General features: G+C 62.8%; 13 protein-coding genes. 5 read left to right on the forward strand and 8 right to left on the reverse strand.

From position 1 onward, the window contains the following. Together purD and AC1DZU_RS08820 are read right to left on the reverse strand one after the other, a co-directional pair. Nucleotides 1-1,278 (reverse strand): phosphoribosylamine--glycine ligase, encoded by a 1,278-nt coding sequence (gene purD / locus AC1DZU_RS08815; RefSeq protein ID WP_477283708.1) that lies wholly within the window; start codon nt 1,276-1,278, stop codon nt 1-3. A 157-nt stretch (nt 1,279-1,435) separates the two neighbouring features. Beyond that, a complete protein-coding gene (locus tag AC1DZU_RS08820) occupies nt 1,436-2,257 on the reverse strand; it encodes a phytanoyl-CoA dioxygenase family protein (protein WP_477283710.1) in 822 nt (273 codons plus the stop codon). A gap of 88 nt (nt 2,258-2,345) precedes the next feature. Between AC1DZU_RS08820 and AC1DZU_RS08825 the strand changes: the two genes are divergently transcribed. After that, nucleotides 2,346-3,272, forward strand: a complete 927-nt coding sequence (locus AC1DZU_RS08825; RefSeq protein WP_477283712.1) for a LysR family transcriptional regulator — start codon at nt 2,346-2,348, stop codon at nt 3,270-3,272. A 31-nt stretch (nt 3,273-3,303) separates the two neighbouring features. Beyond that, nucleotides 3,304-4,287 carry a 4-hydroxybenzoate octaprenyltransferase gene (ubiA, locus tag AC1DZU_RS08830; RefSeq protein WP_184871429.1) on the forward strand — a complete coding sequence of 328 codons (984 nt, stop codon included), beginning with the start codon at nt 3,304-3,306 and terminating at the stop codon, nt 4,285-4,287. Nucleotides 4,288-4,331: 44 nt separating this feature from the next. Here the strand turns inward: ubiA and AC1DZU_RS08835 are convergent, their stop codons facing one another. The 3 genes from AC1DZU_RS08835 to AC1DZU_RS08845 all read right to left on the reverse strand — a co-directional run bounded on the left by AC1DZU_RS08835 (nt 4,332) and on the right by AC1DZU_RS08845 (nt 7,497). Beyond that, nucleotides 4,332-4,898, reverse strand: a complete 567-nt coding sequence (locus AC1DZU_RS08835) for a DUF6101 family protein (protein WP_184871430.1) — start codon at nt 4,896-4,898, stop codon at nt 4,332-4,334. 185 nt (nt 4,899-5,083) lie between these two features. Continuing rightward, complete coding sequence (locus AC1DZU_RS08840; protein ID WP_477283715.1) at nt 5,084-6,514, reverse strand: FAD-binding oxidoreductase; 1,431 nt, start codon at nt 6,512-6,514, stop codon at nt 5,084-5,086. Between the two features lie 8 nt (nt 6,515-6,522). Continuing rightward, nucleotides 6,523-7,497, reverse strand: coding sequence for an L-threonylcarbamoyladenylate synthase (locus AC1DZU_RS08845; protein ID WP_477283717.1), 975 nt, complete (start codon nt 7,495-7,497; stop codon nt 6,523-6,525). 193 nt (nt 7,498-7,690) lie between these two features. Between AC1DZU_RS08845 and AC1DZU_RS08850 the strand changes: the two genes are divergently transcribed. Beyond that, nucleotides 7,691-8,215 carry a hypothetical protein gene (locus tag AC1DZU_RS08850; protein ID WP_477283719.1) on the forward strand — a complete coding sequence of 175 codons (525 nt, stop codon included), beginning with the start codon at nt 7,691-7,693 and terminating at the stop codon, nt 8,213-8,215. 154 nt (nt 8,216-8,369) lie between these two features. After that, the gene (locus AC1DZU_RS08855; protein ID WP_477283721.1) at nt 8,370-8,759 is read left to right on the forward strand and encodes a hypothetical protein; all 390 of its coding nucleotides are present in this window, start codon (nt 8,370-8,372) and stop codon (nt 8,757-8,759) included. Between the two features lie 174 nt (nt 8,760-8,933). On the opposite strand, the gene AC1DZU_RS08860 is transcribed toward AC1DZU_RS08855, so the two are convergent. After that, nucleotides 8,934-9,635 carry an alpha/beta fold hydrolase gene (locus AC1DZU_RS08860; protein WP_477283723.1) on the reverse strand — a complete coding sequence of 234 codons (702 nt, stop codon included), beginning with the start codon at nt 9,633-9,635 and terminating at the stop codon, nt 8,934-8,936. Nucleotides 9,636-9,741: 106 nt separating this feature from the next. On the opposite strand from AC1DZU_RS08860, the gene AC1DZU_RS08865 reads away from it, so the two are divergent. Continuing rightward, nucleotides 9,742-10,668: a LysR family transcriptional regulator gene (locus tag AC1DZU_RS08865; protein ID WP_477283725.1), complete on the forward strand. Its 927-nt coding sequence runs from the start codon at nt 9,742-9,744 to the stop codon at nt 10,666-10,668. Between the two features lie 185 nt (nt 10,669-10,853). On the opposite strand, the gene AC1DZU_RS08870 is transcribed toward AC1DZU_RS08865, so the two are convergent. Together AC1DZU_RS08870 and glyS are read right to left on the reverse strand one after the other, a co-directional pair. Then, the gene (locus AC1DZU_RS08870; RefSeq protein WP_477283727.1) at nt 10,854-11,180 is read right to left on the reverse strand and encodes an ATPase; all 327 of its coding nucleotides are present in this window, start codon (nt 11,178-11,180) and stop codon (nt 10,854-10,856) included. A 105-nt stretch (nt 11,181-11,285) separates the two neighbouring features. Then, the gene (glyS, locus tag AC1DZU_RS08875; protein ID WP_477283729.1) at nt 11,286-13,406 is read right to left on the reverse strand and encodes a glycine--tRNA ligase subunit beta; all 2,121 of its coding nucleotides are present in this window, start codon (nt 13,404-13,406) and stop codon (nt 11,286-11,288) included. Between the last annotated feature and the right edge of the window lie 195 nt (nt 13,407-13,601).

Here is a 13,601-nt window from a genome sequence, read left to right on the forward strand (position 1 = left end):
TTAGCTTGCCTGCTCGCGCGCGACGGCCTGCCAGCCAATGTCGCGACGACAGAAGCCGTCCGGCCAGTCGATGCGGTCGAGCGCGGCATAGGCGCGTTTCTGCGCCTCGCCAACGGTAGCGCCTGATGCCGTGACGTTGAGGACGCGGCCGCCATTGGCAACCAGCGCTCCGCCGTTGATCGCGGTGCCGGCATGGAAGATCTGGACGCCGTCGCCCGCAGCGTCTTCGACGCCGCGGATGACCGATCCCTTTTCCGGCGTGCCGGGATAGCCCCTGGCAGCCATCACCACGGTGAGTGCGGCCTCGTCGCGCCAGCGCACCGAGGTGTGTGCAAGCTGGCCATCGGTTGCCGCATTGAGCAGGACCAGCAAATCGTCCTTCAACCGCATCATCAGCACCTGGCATTCCGGGTCGCCGAAACGGGTGTTGTATTCGATCAGCTTCGGCCCCTTGTCAGTGATCATCAGGCCGGCAAAGAGAATGCCGGCGAAAGGCGCTCCGAGTTCGGCCATGCCACGCATGGTTGGCTCGATGATCTCGCGCATGGTGCGCTCGATCATCTGCGGCGTCATCACCGGCGCCGGAGAATAGGCGCCCATGCCGCCGGTGTTGGGGCCGACATCGCCGTCGCCGACGCGCTTATGGTCCTGCGCGGTGCCGAAGGGCAGCGCTGTGGTGCCGTCGCAGAGGCAGAAGAAACTTGCCTCCTCGCCGGTCATGAATTCCTCGACCACCACTTCCGCGCCTGCGGCGCCGAAGGACCCGTCGAAACAGGCATCAAGCGCCACCAGTGCTTCGTCCAGCGTCATGGCGACGGTGACGCCTTTGCCTGCCGCCAGGCCATCGGCCTTGATGACGATCGGTGCGCCGGTCTTTTCGACATAAGCCTTGGCGGAGGCCAGATCGCCGAAACGGCCGTAGGCGGCGGTGGGGATATCGTATCTGGCGCAGAGATCCTTGGCGAAACCCTTCGAGCCTTCCAGCCGGGCGGCGGCTTTGGAGGGCCCGAAGACGCGAATGCCTTGCGCACGCAGATCGTCGGCGATGCCGGCGACCAGCGGTCCCTCAGGCCCGACCACGACAAGGTCGATCTTCTTGTCCTTGCAGAAGGCGGCAATGGCGGCGTGATCGGCAATGTCCAGCTTCACCAGCTCGGCCTCGCCGCCGATGCCCGGATTGCCGGGAGTCGCATAGAGCTTTGTCAGCAGCGGCGACGCGGCGATCTTCCAGGCGAGCGCATGTTCGCGGCCGCCGGAGCCGAGAAGAAGAACGTTCATGGCCACCTCGTGATGCCTATTATCCTGCAGAGCACCCGCTATTGCTCTCTGCACGATGGGTCAAGGCATCAGGGTGCTTTGATCGGAATTGCGCACGGGAACGTTACCCCTGCCGAAAATCGGCGGCGCGCACCGCCGACGATTTTCTGGCAGTCGTTTAGCCCTGGAAGATGACCGGGAACCAGTCCTCGCGCAGCCTCTGTCCCGGCTGCATGCCATGGCCATGATAGGGCGGCGAGGTGCGTCCCGGCCGCTCGACATAACGCGCATCGTCGCCGACCCAGCGCAGCGACAGCGCCCGGCGCCGGGCCGAGGTCATGTTGCCACGCGCGCCATGCGCGGTCCTGAAGTCGAACAGGATGGCGTCGCCCGGTTCCATTTCCCATTCGAGCACCTTCATCGACGGGTCCTTGTCCGGGTCAGGCACCGGCAGATAGTTGCCCTCGCCGGCATAGAAATTGCTGTCGTCGAGCCAGCGCACGGGCAGGATCATCTTGTCCCATTTGTGCGAGCCGGCGATCAGGCGCAAAGTCGCCTCCTTCACCGGATCAATGGGAATCCAGAAGCTCACGGTCTGCCGGCCATCGACGAAGTAATACGGAATATCCTGATGCCAGGGCGTCGGCTTCTGCGTGCCGGGTTCCTTGACCAGAACGTGATCGTGGAAGAACTGCGCGGTGCGCGACTGCATCACCGCCGCCGCCAGTTCGGCGGCCGGCGAGTCCCGCACCACGCTGACGAATTCGGGAATGCGCTCCCAGTTGCAATAGTCGTCGAAGAAACTGCCGCGGCCATTGGCTATATCAGACGCGGTGGCGCTGCGGTTCTGCATGTTGCGCTCGATGCCGGCGGCAATCGTGTCGACCCAACCCTTGAAGGCGCCGCGGATGCAAACCGCGCCGTCGCGCTGGTAATCGGCGATCGTCTTTGCGTCGATGACCTGGTTGTCGATCTTCTGGGTCTCGGTCTGGGAAGACATGGCGTTCTCCTCTTGGAATGACCGACTATCGCAACCCGCTTTCATTCAGTAAAATAATAACTTCTCATTTGGTACATAGGAACACCCTATGAATGTGACCCTCACGCAGTTGCGTTATCTGGTCGCCGTTGCGCGTCATGGGAGCGTCACTGGCGCCGCCAAGATGTTGAACGTCTCACAGCCTTCGATTTCGGTGGCCATCGACGCCGTCGAAAAGAATTTCGGCCAGAAGCTGTTCGTCCGCCAGCGTGGCAGCGGCGTGTCACCGACGTCGTTCGGCCGGGCTGTCGTGGCGAAAGCAAGACAGGTGCTCACCGAAACGGACGAACTCGTCGGCCTTGGTTCAGGCAAATCGGCCGTCGGCGGTGAACTGGTGCTTGGATGTTTCGAGGACCTGGCGCCTTTCTTCGCGCCGGCTCTTATTCGCGCCTTCTCCGAACGCTATCCGGCAGTAAAAATTGTCGTTCGCGACGAGACGTTCGAGACGCTCGGGCGGCGGCTTAGCGATGCAGCCATCGATCTCGGCCTCACCTACGACCTCAGCCTGCCGACACATTTCGCCCGCATCCTGCTGCGCGAGCTTCGCCCACATGCGCTGTTGCCGGCAGGCCATGCCCTGGCGGATCGTTCCGAGGTCAGTCTTGCGGATCTGGCCGCCTATCCGCTGATCACGACAGACCAGCCGCACAGCTGGCAGCACATGCTCGACCTGTTCCGCAGCCGCGGCCTCGCCCCGGTGGCGGACACAACGACGAGTTCGTTCGAACTCCAGCGCAGCATGGTCGCCAACGGCTTTGGCGTCGCCGTGAGCTATACCCGCCCGCATGGCGACCGCAGCTATGACGGCCTGCCGCTCCTGTGCAAGCCACTGTCCGATCCGCTGCCCATGCAGCGGATCCTGCTCACCTATGACACGCACCAGCGCGTCTCGAATGCGGCGCTGGCATTCATCGATGTGGCCAAGGTCTGGTTCGCCTCTCATGACATCTTCGCATCCGCAAGCGAGACTGCTTGACGGCCTTCCAGTCTGCTGCCAATCCAGCAGCATGGAACCGATCCAGTCGAAAGCGGCCCAGGGCCGTGTGGCCGATGCACCGAACGGCCATTGGGTCTATCGCGTGCTGCCGCGCTCGATATGGCCCTATGCGCAGCTTGCCCGGTGGGACAGGCCGATCGGCTGGCAATTGCTTTTGTGGCCGTGCTGGTGGTCGGCGGCGCTTGCGGCGAGCGCCTATCCGCGCCCCGGCGATCCCCTGCTCTCGCTGCTGCCGGCGCCATTGTATCTCGTGCTGTTCCTGATCGGCGCCATCGCCATGCGCGGCGCCGGCTGCACCTACAACGACCTCGTCGACGAGGACATCGACAACAAGGTCGAGCGGACGCGGTCACGGCCGCTGCCGTCGGGCAAGACCACGCGCCGGCGGGCATGGGTGTTCCTTGTCCTGCAGGCGCTGGTCGGCCTGGTGGTGCTCATACAGTTCAACAGTTTCGCCATTCTGCTCGGCATCTGCTCGCTGGCCATCGTTGCCGTCTATCCGTTCATGAAGCGGATAACCAACTGGCCGCAACTGGTTCTCGGCCTTGCTTTTTCTTGGGGTGCACTGATGGGATGGGCGGTCGAGTTCGGCGATCTCGATGGACCCGCCATCATGCTCTATATCGGCTCGATCCTGTGGGTGATCGGCTATGACACGATCTATGCGCATCAGGACAAGGAAGATGACGCCATTGTGGGCGTACGCTCGACGGCGCGCCTGTTCGGCGACAACACCAAGTCATGGCTTGTCGGGCTCTATGGCGGCACGCTGGTCTGCTTCGCCATCGCCTTCGCGTCGGCACAGGCTCCGGTGGTGGCGCTGGCCGGGCTGATCGCTGCCGGCGCCCATATGGCCCGGCAGATCGCCGTGCTGGATATCGACAATCCCGACCAGTGCCTGCGGCTGTTCCGCTCGAACAACCAGGTCGGCTGGCTGATCTTCCTTGGCCTGATCGGCGGCGCTGTGTGGGTGGCGCTGAAGCCGCTGGTTTAGCGGCTTCTCCTCAGAGGGAGAAGGAAGAACGCGCCAAGCTCTTCCTATTCGCGCGAAATGATCTCCTGGCCGTCGATGACCAGCCTGAGACCGAGATCGCCGGCCCTGCGGCGGGCGAGGAAGCGCGGGCGGCGCATGTTCGAAACGCGGCCCTTGCGCCGATCCTGCGGCGGCAGCGTCTTGATGGCGGCACCGAGCGATTCTTCCAGGGTACGGGCAACGCCGTCCGATTCGATCAAGAGCATCGGCAGACGGTAGGCGTCGGCCCAGGCGCGCCAGTCGGCGGCGACATCTTCGAGATCATCGGCCACCAGCAGCGGCACCGACAGCATCGGATCGTTGTGCAGGAGTTCCAGCGTTACCGTAACATTGCCGTCCGGATCCTCCATCGCACGGGCGGCAACGCCGCGAAACGCATTGGCTGGCAGCGCGATGATCGCCGGCAAGCCGCTCATCTCGAGCATGCGGCGGATCACGGCGCCCCGCTTGTCGATGGTAAAGGTCACGTCGCCGTAGTCGTCGCGTGTGGCGTAGCTGACCACTTGCGGCAGGCGAAATGGGTCGAGACGCATGTTGCGTCCCGCCCAGACTGGCTTCAGTCCGGTGTTCATAGAGTGCCTTCCTGTCTGTCTCCTGAGAGCCGGTGTCCGGTTCTCTCCGGGCCGGTTTTTCCAGCCTCGTTTGTGAGCAGACAGTAGCGCGGGCTCCTTACCGCCCCGCTTAAGAAAGTCGGTTAAATTTTGCTGATCTGCGGGATGGTTATCGGAATGCCACCAGCCACAAGATGCCGAAAGGATCAGATAACCTTACCGGGATTCATGATGCCGGCCGGGTCGAAGGCAGCCTTGACCCGGCGCATCAGGTCGATCGCCATCGGTGGCGCGGTGGCGATCAATTCGTCCCGCTTCAACTGGCCGATGCCATGCTCGGCCGAGATCGAGCCATGTAGGCTGCGCACCACGTCATGCACGGCCTTGTTCATCGGATGATAGAGAGCGAGAAACGCCTCGTCGTCGCCGTCGACGGGCCGCGAGATGTTATAGTGCAGATTGCCGTCACCCATATGGCCGAAGCAGACCACGCGGGCGCCAGAACTCACCGACGCCACCGCCCCGGCGGCCTCCTCGATGAAGCGCGGGATCGAAGCGATCGGCACGGAAATGTCGTGCTTGATCGAGGCGCCCTCCGGCTTCTGCGCCTCGGGCAGCAGCTCGCGGAAGTTCCAGAAGGCATCGCCCTGCCCAAGACTTGCGGCAATGACGGCGTCGCCGACGAATTCCTGTTCGAGACCAGCCGAGAGCACCTCCTCGATCAATGCTCGCGAATCCTCGGATGAACGGCCGGACGAAATCTGCATCAACACATACCACGGCCAATCTTCGATCAACGGCCGGACCACGCCCTGGGCATGCGCCAGGGTGAAGTCGTACGGGCGCTTGCCGATCAGTTCGAAGGCGGTGAGCGCTGCCCCGGCGCGGTCCATCGCCAGGCTGAACAGGGAGAGCACTGCTTGCGACGACGACAGGCCGACGAAAGCCACCTCGCGCCCTTTCGGTTTCGGGAACAGCTTGAGCACAGCCGCGGTGATGACGCCGAGCGTGCCCTCGGCGCCGACAAACAGGTTCTTCAGATCGTAGCCGGTGTTGTCCTTCTTCAGCTTGCGCAAATCGTCGAACACCTCGCCGGTCGGCAGCACCACTTCAACCCCAAGGCAGAGTTCGCGGGCGTTGCCATAGGCAAGCACGCCGGTGCCGCCGGCATTGGACGACAGGTTGCCGCCGATCTGGCAGGAGCCTTGCGCGGCCAGCGACAGCGGAAACAACCGGTCGACGCCATCAGCCGCTTCCTGCAGCGTCTGCAGGATGACGCCGGCTTCGACCGTCACCGTATTGGACAGGACATCGATTTCGCGGATCCGGTTCAGCCGCGACAGCGACAGCACGATCTCGCGGCCGGATCTGTCAGGCACCTGGGCGCCGACCAGCCCGGTGTTGCCGCTTTGCGGCACGATCGGCGTTCCCGTCTCGGTCGCCAGCCGCATGATCTGGCTGACTTCCTCGACGCTGCCCGGCCGCAGCACCAGCGATGTCGCGCCATGCCAGAGCCCGCGCCGCTCCGTGAGGTAAGGCGCGATATCCTGCTCGTCGCGCAGCGCGTATTTGTCGCCGACGATCGCCGCGAAGCGATCGATGAGAGCGGGATCGAGTTTTTCTGAGATTTCGGTCATGGGGAAAACTATGTTGCTGCCAAGATGTTGTCACGAGGGGCGGCGGCACGCGAGAGCCGATCGTTGATCGCCTCCCCAAGCCCGTCGAAGGGAACCGGCTCGACGGCGATAATCCGCGCGCCGCCGCTGTCGAGTTCCTGCATATAGGCGAAAAGATTGCTTGCCGCTTCGCGCAGGTCACCTTTCTCGGACAGGTTGAGGAACGCGGTGGCATGTCGCCAGCCTTCGGCTCGCTGGCTGCCGAAGCCGAGCAGGGCTTCGCCCTCACCGACTGTCCCGGCGTTGAGCCGCATCGCGGCGTCAGGCGCATAGTGCGAGGCAAGCATGCCCGGCGCCTCGACACCGGCCGCACCGCCACGCAAGAGCTCCACACCGATGGCCGCCTCGATGTCTTCGGCGGCAATGCCGCCGGGCCGGAGCAGCCGCAATCTTGCGCCTTCGGCCTTGACGATGGTCGATTCCAGCCCGACCGGCGTCGCCCCGCCATCGACGACCAACTTTATGCGTGTGCCGAGATCCGCGGCCACCGCTTGCGCCGTCGTCGCGCTGATCTTGCCGGATGAATTGGCGCTGGGTGCGGCAAGCGGGCGGCCGAGGCAGGCAATGAGGTCGCCGCCAAAGCCTCTTGGCATGCGCAAGGCAATCGTATCGAGCCCGGCCGTGACCAGCGGGTGGATGCCGTTGCCGGGCCGCTGCGGCATCACCAGCGTCAGCGGACCCGGCCAGAACGCAAGCGCCAGTTTCTTCGACAGCGGATCAAACAGCGCAATGCGCTCGGCCATCGCCATGTCGGCGACATGGGCAATCAGCGGGTTGAAGCGGGGCCGCCCCTTGGCTTCGAAAATGCGCGCCACACCGATGCCGTTGGTGGCGTCGCCGGCAAGCCCGTAAACGGTTTCGGTCGGGATGGCGACGACATCGCCGCCCCGGAGCAAAGCCAGCGCCCGCTCCAGCGCCTCGCCGACGGCAAGTATTTCAGCCACTCTCGTCACCTCGCAAATGCCGGCTGCGTAGTACGATGGCGGCTGTTGGGCAAGTCGGCTGTTGAGGCAAGTCGCTGTTGAGCAATCTGGGCATTGGCGATTTATCAATCGCTAAAATGCTATGTTCCCGCGAAAGTCGGCATCAATTCCGGCCCGCTACTGTGCGGCTTCTGGGCAAAGGGGAGGGATCATCGTGTCTGTGCGTATGCTGCTGGGGATTGTTCTTGCGATGACGACCGCAGGGGCACAGGCCTCGTCGCTGGTTTTTCCCGGCGTGCCTTCCTCGACACCATCCATCATCAAGCTCGATGCCGCCAAGCCGCTGAAGACCGCCGATGCCGCCAAGGCCAGCAATGTGCAGTCGGTCGTGGGGCTCGGCGAAGCGCAGCCCGACGTCACTTATGAAAAGGTGTCGGCGATCACCGACAAGCCCGAGGCCAGGCATGGGTTTGAGCAGAATCCTATGATCATTCGCGGCGGGGTCGTCGGTCCCGCCTTCTCTGCGCCGGCGCCAAGCGCCGCGGCGGCGAAAGCCGCAGCTCCAGAGACGGGGACCGCGCCTGTGACGGGCACCACACCGGCGACGGGTACCGCACCGGCGACGGCTACGGCCTCCGCCGCCCCCGCGGGAGACGCCGGGACAAACTCGGCCTCGCCACCGAAAGCACCCGCACGAGCAACAACCCAGCCCGTTCGTGGGGTCAGCAAAGCCAATTAGGGGGTGGACTGCGACTTGACTGGGGTCTAGCGCCCGGCGCACCATCGGCAGGCAAACTCCGTCTCGGTCCTTTGCCGCTGGGTGCCAACTGTCCGAATTTCGTCAAGCGGCCATGGTAGACGGGTTTTTGTTGTTCGGGGTAAGGGGGCTGATCATGAGAAAATTCAAAACCGTCACTGCGGCCGGGCTTCTGCTGGCGTCGTGGCTTGGCGCCGGCGCGGCTCATGCCGATGACATGCTGGGATCCTATGTCGCGCGCATTTCCGATCGGGATCATCAGGCGAGTGACGGCTATGCACTGGAGACTGCGGCGCAGATGGTGCGGCAGGACCGCGCCAACTGGCACAAATTCCACCGTCGCGACCGCGATGACGAGGGTGATGGCTGGTTCAGGACCAACGACCAGCGCGCCGATTTGCAGCGCATGCTGGAGCGCTCCGGCGCGATGAGTTCCTCGACCAAGCGCGCCATCGTCAATGGCGAGCCGCTGATCCAGGTCGACGTTTACGAAAACGGCGTGCGCGTCAGCATTCTGGAAGACTGAGAAGGCTAGCATCTGACAGAAAAGGGCGGCGCGTTACAGGCTGTGTCAAAAATCCTGGAGCGTTGAGCACGCGCACATCCCTCGAAGGGGGAGCCTTTGGAGTTCCGCAACGCTTCGCACGAGCGGGAGAGACCGCCCTGTGGCAGTCTCTCTACATCCGTCGGACGGCTGCTCTCAACCGTTTTGAACAGCAGCTACAGCTTTCCGGATTACGTCGATGACGACGGCGGGCTGAGAGAGCATCGGCACATGGCTGCTTGTCACCTCGGTGACGGTCGCTCCCATGCGCTTCGAAACCCAGCGTTGGAGATCGGGATGCACGGTGTGGTCTTTCGTAGCCAGCACATACCAGCTCGGCTTCGACTTCCACGCAATGCGATCGGCGCTCAGCTTCTGCTGGCGGAACAGATCGAAGACGGGTGCAATATGGGTGGCCCAGACGAGCTTCTGCTCTTCCGCCGAGAGGTCACCGGCGAAGAACTCGGTGCCGTTTGGAAGCATCCAGGCGCGCCCATCCGTGACCTCGACGCGAGAGAAGATGTCCGAGGGATACTTGTCGAGCTGGTCTTGCACAGTCTCGCCGACATCCGGGGCGACGGCGGCGACGTAGACCAGGCCGATCACGCGCTCATCGACGCCCGCAGCCGTGATCGTGGCGCCGCCGTAGGAATGGCCGACGAGGATGACCGGGCTGCCGACGCGGTTGAGCGTGCGTTTGACCGTCGCCACATCCTCTTCGAATGAATCCAGGCCATATTGGACAGCAATCACCTCGTGTCCGTCTGCCTGCAATGCCGGGATCACCTTGCTGAAGCACGAACCATCGGCCCAAATGCCGTGGCAGAACACGATGGTAGGCTTGGATGCTGTAGACATTTTGCTTTCTCCTTCTTTGACCTTAGCGCGAAGGTAAATCTCCCTTCTATCGGTGACAAATACCTTGTACGTTCGACCTATGCCTTGGAGGTATAGTGAGGAACCGATGGAACTCCGGCATTTACGCTATTTCATTGCAGTTGCCGAGGAAGGCAGCTTGTTGACCGCTGCCCAGCGGCGACTGAACACCTCGCAGCCGTCGTTGAGCCGGCAGATTCGCGATCTCGAATCTGAAGTCGGCGTACAGCTATTGGAGCGGCAGGCGCGCGGCGTTGTGCTTACCGCTGCGGGGCGCGTTTTTTTGGATCACGCTCGGCTGGCACTTCTGCAGGTCGAGGCTGCGACCGAAGGCGCCCGGCGGACAGCACAGCCGAAAAGGCCCGTACTTGCTATGGGGTTTCTGGTTGGGCTGGAGGTCACGTGGCTACCTCACCTTTTGCGCATGATCCGCGAGGAAGCACCGGAGATCGAAGTCACGCTGTGTAGTCAGTCCTCCCCGGAGCTCGCTCTTGCGTTAATGCGCGGGAAGTTGGACGTAGCCTTCCTTCGCCCCGAGAAACAGAGCTTGGGCCTATCCTTCAAATTGTTAGCGAGGGAGCCTCTGATCGCCGTGCTGCCGGCAGGCCATCGCTTGGCATCGCGCAAAAAGATTCGGCCGCAGGATCTTGCCCACGAAATTTACGTCAGCTCGGCGAGAACGTCTCCCGTATTGCAATCTGTGATTCAGGATTACGCATCAAAGGCCGGGATCACGCTCAAGGCAAAGTACGAAGGCGAGAACATATCGTCGGCAATGTCGCTCGTCGCGTCTACGGGCGGAGTTACTCTTGTCCCGCTTTATGCGCAAAATATGCTGGCACCAAACGTTGTTGCCCGAGCGCTCGAGGGTGTGCCTCCGACAGTTGATCTCACTCTGGGATACAACGAGGCAAATTCCTCTCCCTTGCTCCGCCGGCTTTTATCTCGTGCGGATGAACTGGTCGAAAACGTCCAAAATCAGAGCATCATCCGATACGCTGAAGCTCTACATTAGGTGTTGCACGCGGAGATGGGGCGTCAGGAATAAGCGTTCTGTTAGCGCGACGAAATCGCCTAGCTAGGCCGAGCTGAGACGAGGACGATTCTCGAATAGGGACGGCGCCCCTGAGATGAGGCGCCGATGTTTTCATACAGCCTGGTCAGCGCCGCCCTGCCATCGATAGACTGAGCAGCTGAAAATCAGGCGGCTTCTTCCTTGTCGTCGTCTTCGGATTCGTCTTCTTCGGGTTTCTCGTCGTCGCCTTCAGCCTTCACACTGTCATCGGCGTCGTCTTCGTCCTCATCTTCTTCATCTTCGTCGTCATCCGAGAGCGTGGCGGCTTCGGCGTCGTCTTCGTCAGACTCTTCGCCTTCTTCATCGTCGCCTTCTTCATCTTTATCGTCCGACAGATCGGCCGCTTCGACCGTGGCGGCGGCAGCGTGATCGAGGGCGGTTTCGGAAGCGGATTCAAGCGCCTCGGGAGCCGGGGTTTCTTCTGTCACTTCGATTTCGTGATCGGAATTCATGGAAGCCTCCGTGGGTTGGGGAACATGTCCCTTTTGCCACGGAGAGATCATCGTCATATGACTGTAAGCCGGCTCGAAGGGCCCATCTTCAGAATTTTTCAGGCCTCAACCCGCGATTTTCGAGAAGTCCGCGACCTGACCGGTGGCCGCCCGGATGCGGGCGAGGAGCGCCAGGCGGTTGGCGCGCACGGTCTCGTCCTCATCATTCACGAGAACATGCTCAAAGAATGAATCAACTGGCTCACGCAACACGCTAAGCGCCAGCAGGGCGCCGGAAAAGTCTTCGTTTTGAATCGCTTCGCCGGCTTGCTTCTCAGCCTGATTCACCGCCGCAAACAGCGATTTCTCGGCATCCTCGCGAAACAGCGCCGGCTCAACAGTCTTGGCGACTACCGTTTTCTTCTTCTCCTCGGCAGCCAGGATGTTGGCCGCACGCTTGGTGCCGGCGAGCAAGTTCCTGCCGTCCTCGGTGTCGAGAAAGGAACCAAGCGCCTCGACACGGCGGACGACCTGCAGCAGATCGTCGGACTGCGATGTGATGACTGCGTCGATGAGATCGTGCCGCGCACCCTGGTCGCGGAGGTAGACTTTGAGGCGATCGTGGAAGAAGGCGAGGAGGTCGGAACCCCTCCCAACGATGGGTGTCAGCGCCAGTCGAATATCATTTTCGACCAATGTTCTGACCACGCCGAGCGCTGCCCGACGCAGCGCATAGGGGTCTTTGGATCCCGTCGGCTTTTCGTCGATGGCCCAGAAGCCGATAAGCGTGTCGAGCTTGTCGGCAAGCGCGACAGCGACCGAAACCGGATCGGCCGGCACACGGTCGGAAGGGCCTTGCGGCTTGTAGTGTTCTTCCGCCGCCGCGGCGACCGAAGCATGCTCGCCCTGCAGCAGCGCGTATTTGCGGCCCATGGCGCCTTGCAGTTCGGGAAATTCGCCGACGACTTCGGTGGTGAGATCGGCCTTCGCCAGGACAGCGGCGCGGCGCGCCAGCACAGGATCGGCGCCGACGATCGGCGCCAATTCCCCGGCGAGCCGGGCAATCCGTTCCACCCGCTCACCTTGCGTGCCGAGCTTTGCGTGGAAGGTAACGCCGAGATGGTCGAGGCGCGCCATGCGCTGGTCGAGCGGTTTCTTGAGATCGAGCCCGAATTTTTCCGCCGATGCCGCGAGCTGATGGAGGTCCGGCAAATCGCCCTGGTCGGTCGTCCAGAAATAGAGCGCATCGGACAGGCGGGCGCGCACCACCTTGCCGTTGCCGTGGGCGATCTCCTTGCCGCCATCCTTGGCCTCGATGTTGGCGGTGAGGATGAAGCGACTGGAAAGACCCTCGGCAGCACCCTGCGGCCGCGTGACAAAGCATTTCTGGTTGGCGCGGATGGTCAACCGGATCACTTCGGCCGGAATGGCCAGGAAAGCCTCCTCGAACTCGCCCATCAGCACGACCGGCCATTCGACCAGCCCGGAGACTTCCTCCAGCAGCCCTTCGTCCTCGACAAGATCGAGCCCGTTGGCGAAGGCGAGATTGCGCGCGTCGGCAAGGATGATCTCCTTGCGCCGGTCGGCGTCGAGCACGACCTTGGCCGCCTCCAGCTTTGAGACATAGTCGTCGAAGCGGCGCACCGTGATGGCGCCTGGCGCATGGAAGCGGTGGCCATAGGTGATGTTGCCCGAACGGATGCCGTCGATCGCGAAATCGACCACCACCGGTTCCTCGGTCTCCGGGCCAAAGGTGCACAGGATCGATTGCAGCGGCCGCACCCAGCGCAGCGAGCCGGGCTTGGCCGAGGCCGGCCCCCAACGCATCGATTTCGGCCAAGGGAAGCCGCGGATGATGCCCGGCACCAGCTCGGCGATGATCTCTTCCGATGCCCTGCCCGGCTTCGAGATGTGGGCGACGTAGAAATCGCCTTTCTTAGGATCGGAATGGACATGCGCCTCGGCGATAGACGAAAGCCCGGCCTTGCGCAGGAAACCTTGCACCGCCTGTTCGGGCGCCGTCGTCGACGGTCCCTTGATCTCCTCGCTTATATCCTTCGAGCGTGCGGTCAGGCCCCTGATATCGACCGCCAGACGCCGCGGCGTCCAGTACTCGCGCGCCGCCTCATAGGTCAGCCCTGCCTCGACCAGACCATCGGTCAGCATCTTCCTGAGATCACCCGCCGCCTTACGCTGCATGCGCGCGGGGATTTCCTCGGAGCGAAGTTCGAGCAACAAATCCGGCATCAGAGTTTCTCCACCCGCACGCCTTCTCCCTCTTTGCGCGTCCTCGCGCCTCCGGCGCTGCGGGCGCGCGGCTGTGCAGGGATTTCCTCGGAGCGAAGTTCTAGAAGCAGGTCAGGCATGGATGAGGCTCACGCGGCAAGATGGTCCGCGCGGGGCATAGCAACTCGGCTGGCCGCTGTCACCCTTTCCGGAAAT

It is taken from the genome of Mesorhizobium sp. P2_A12 (genome assembly GCF_056405075.1).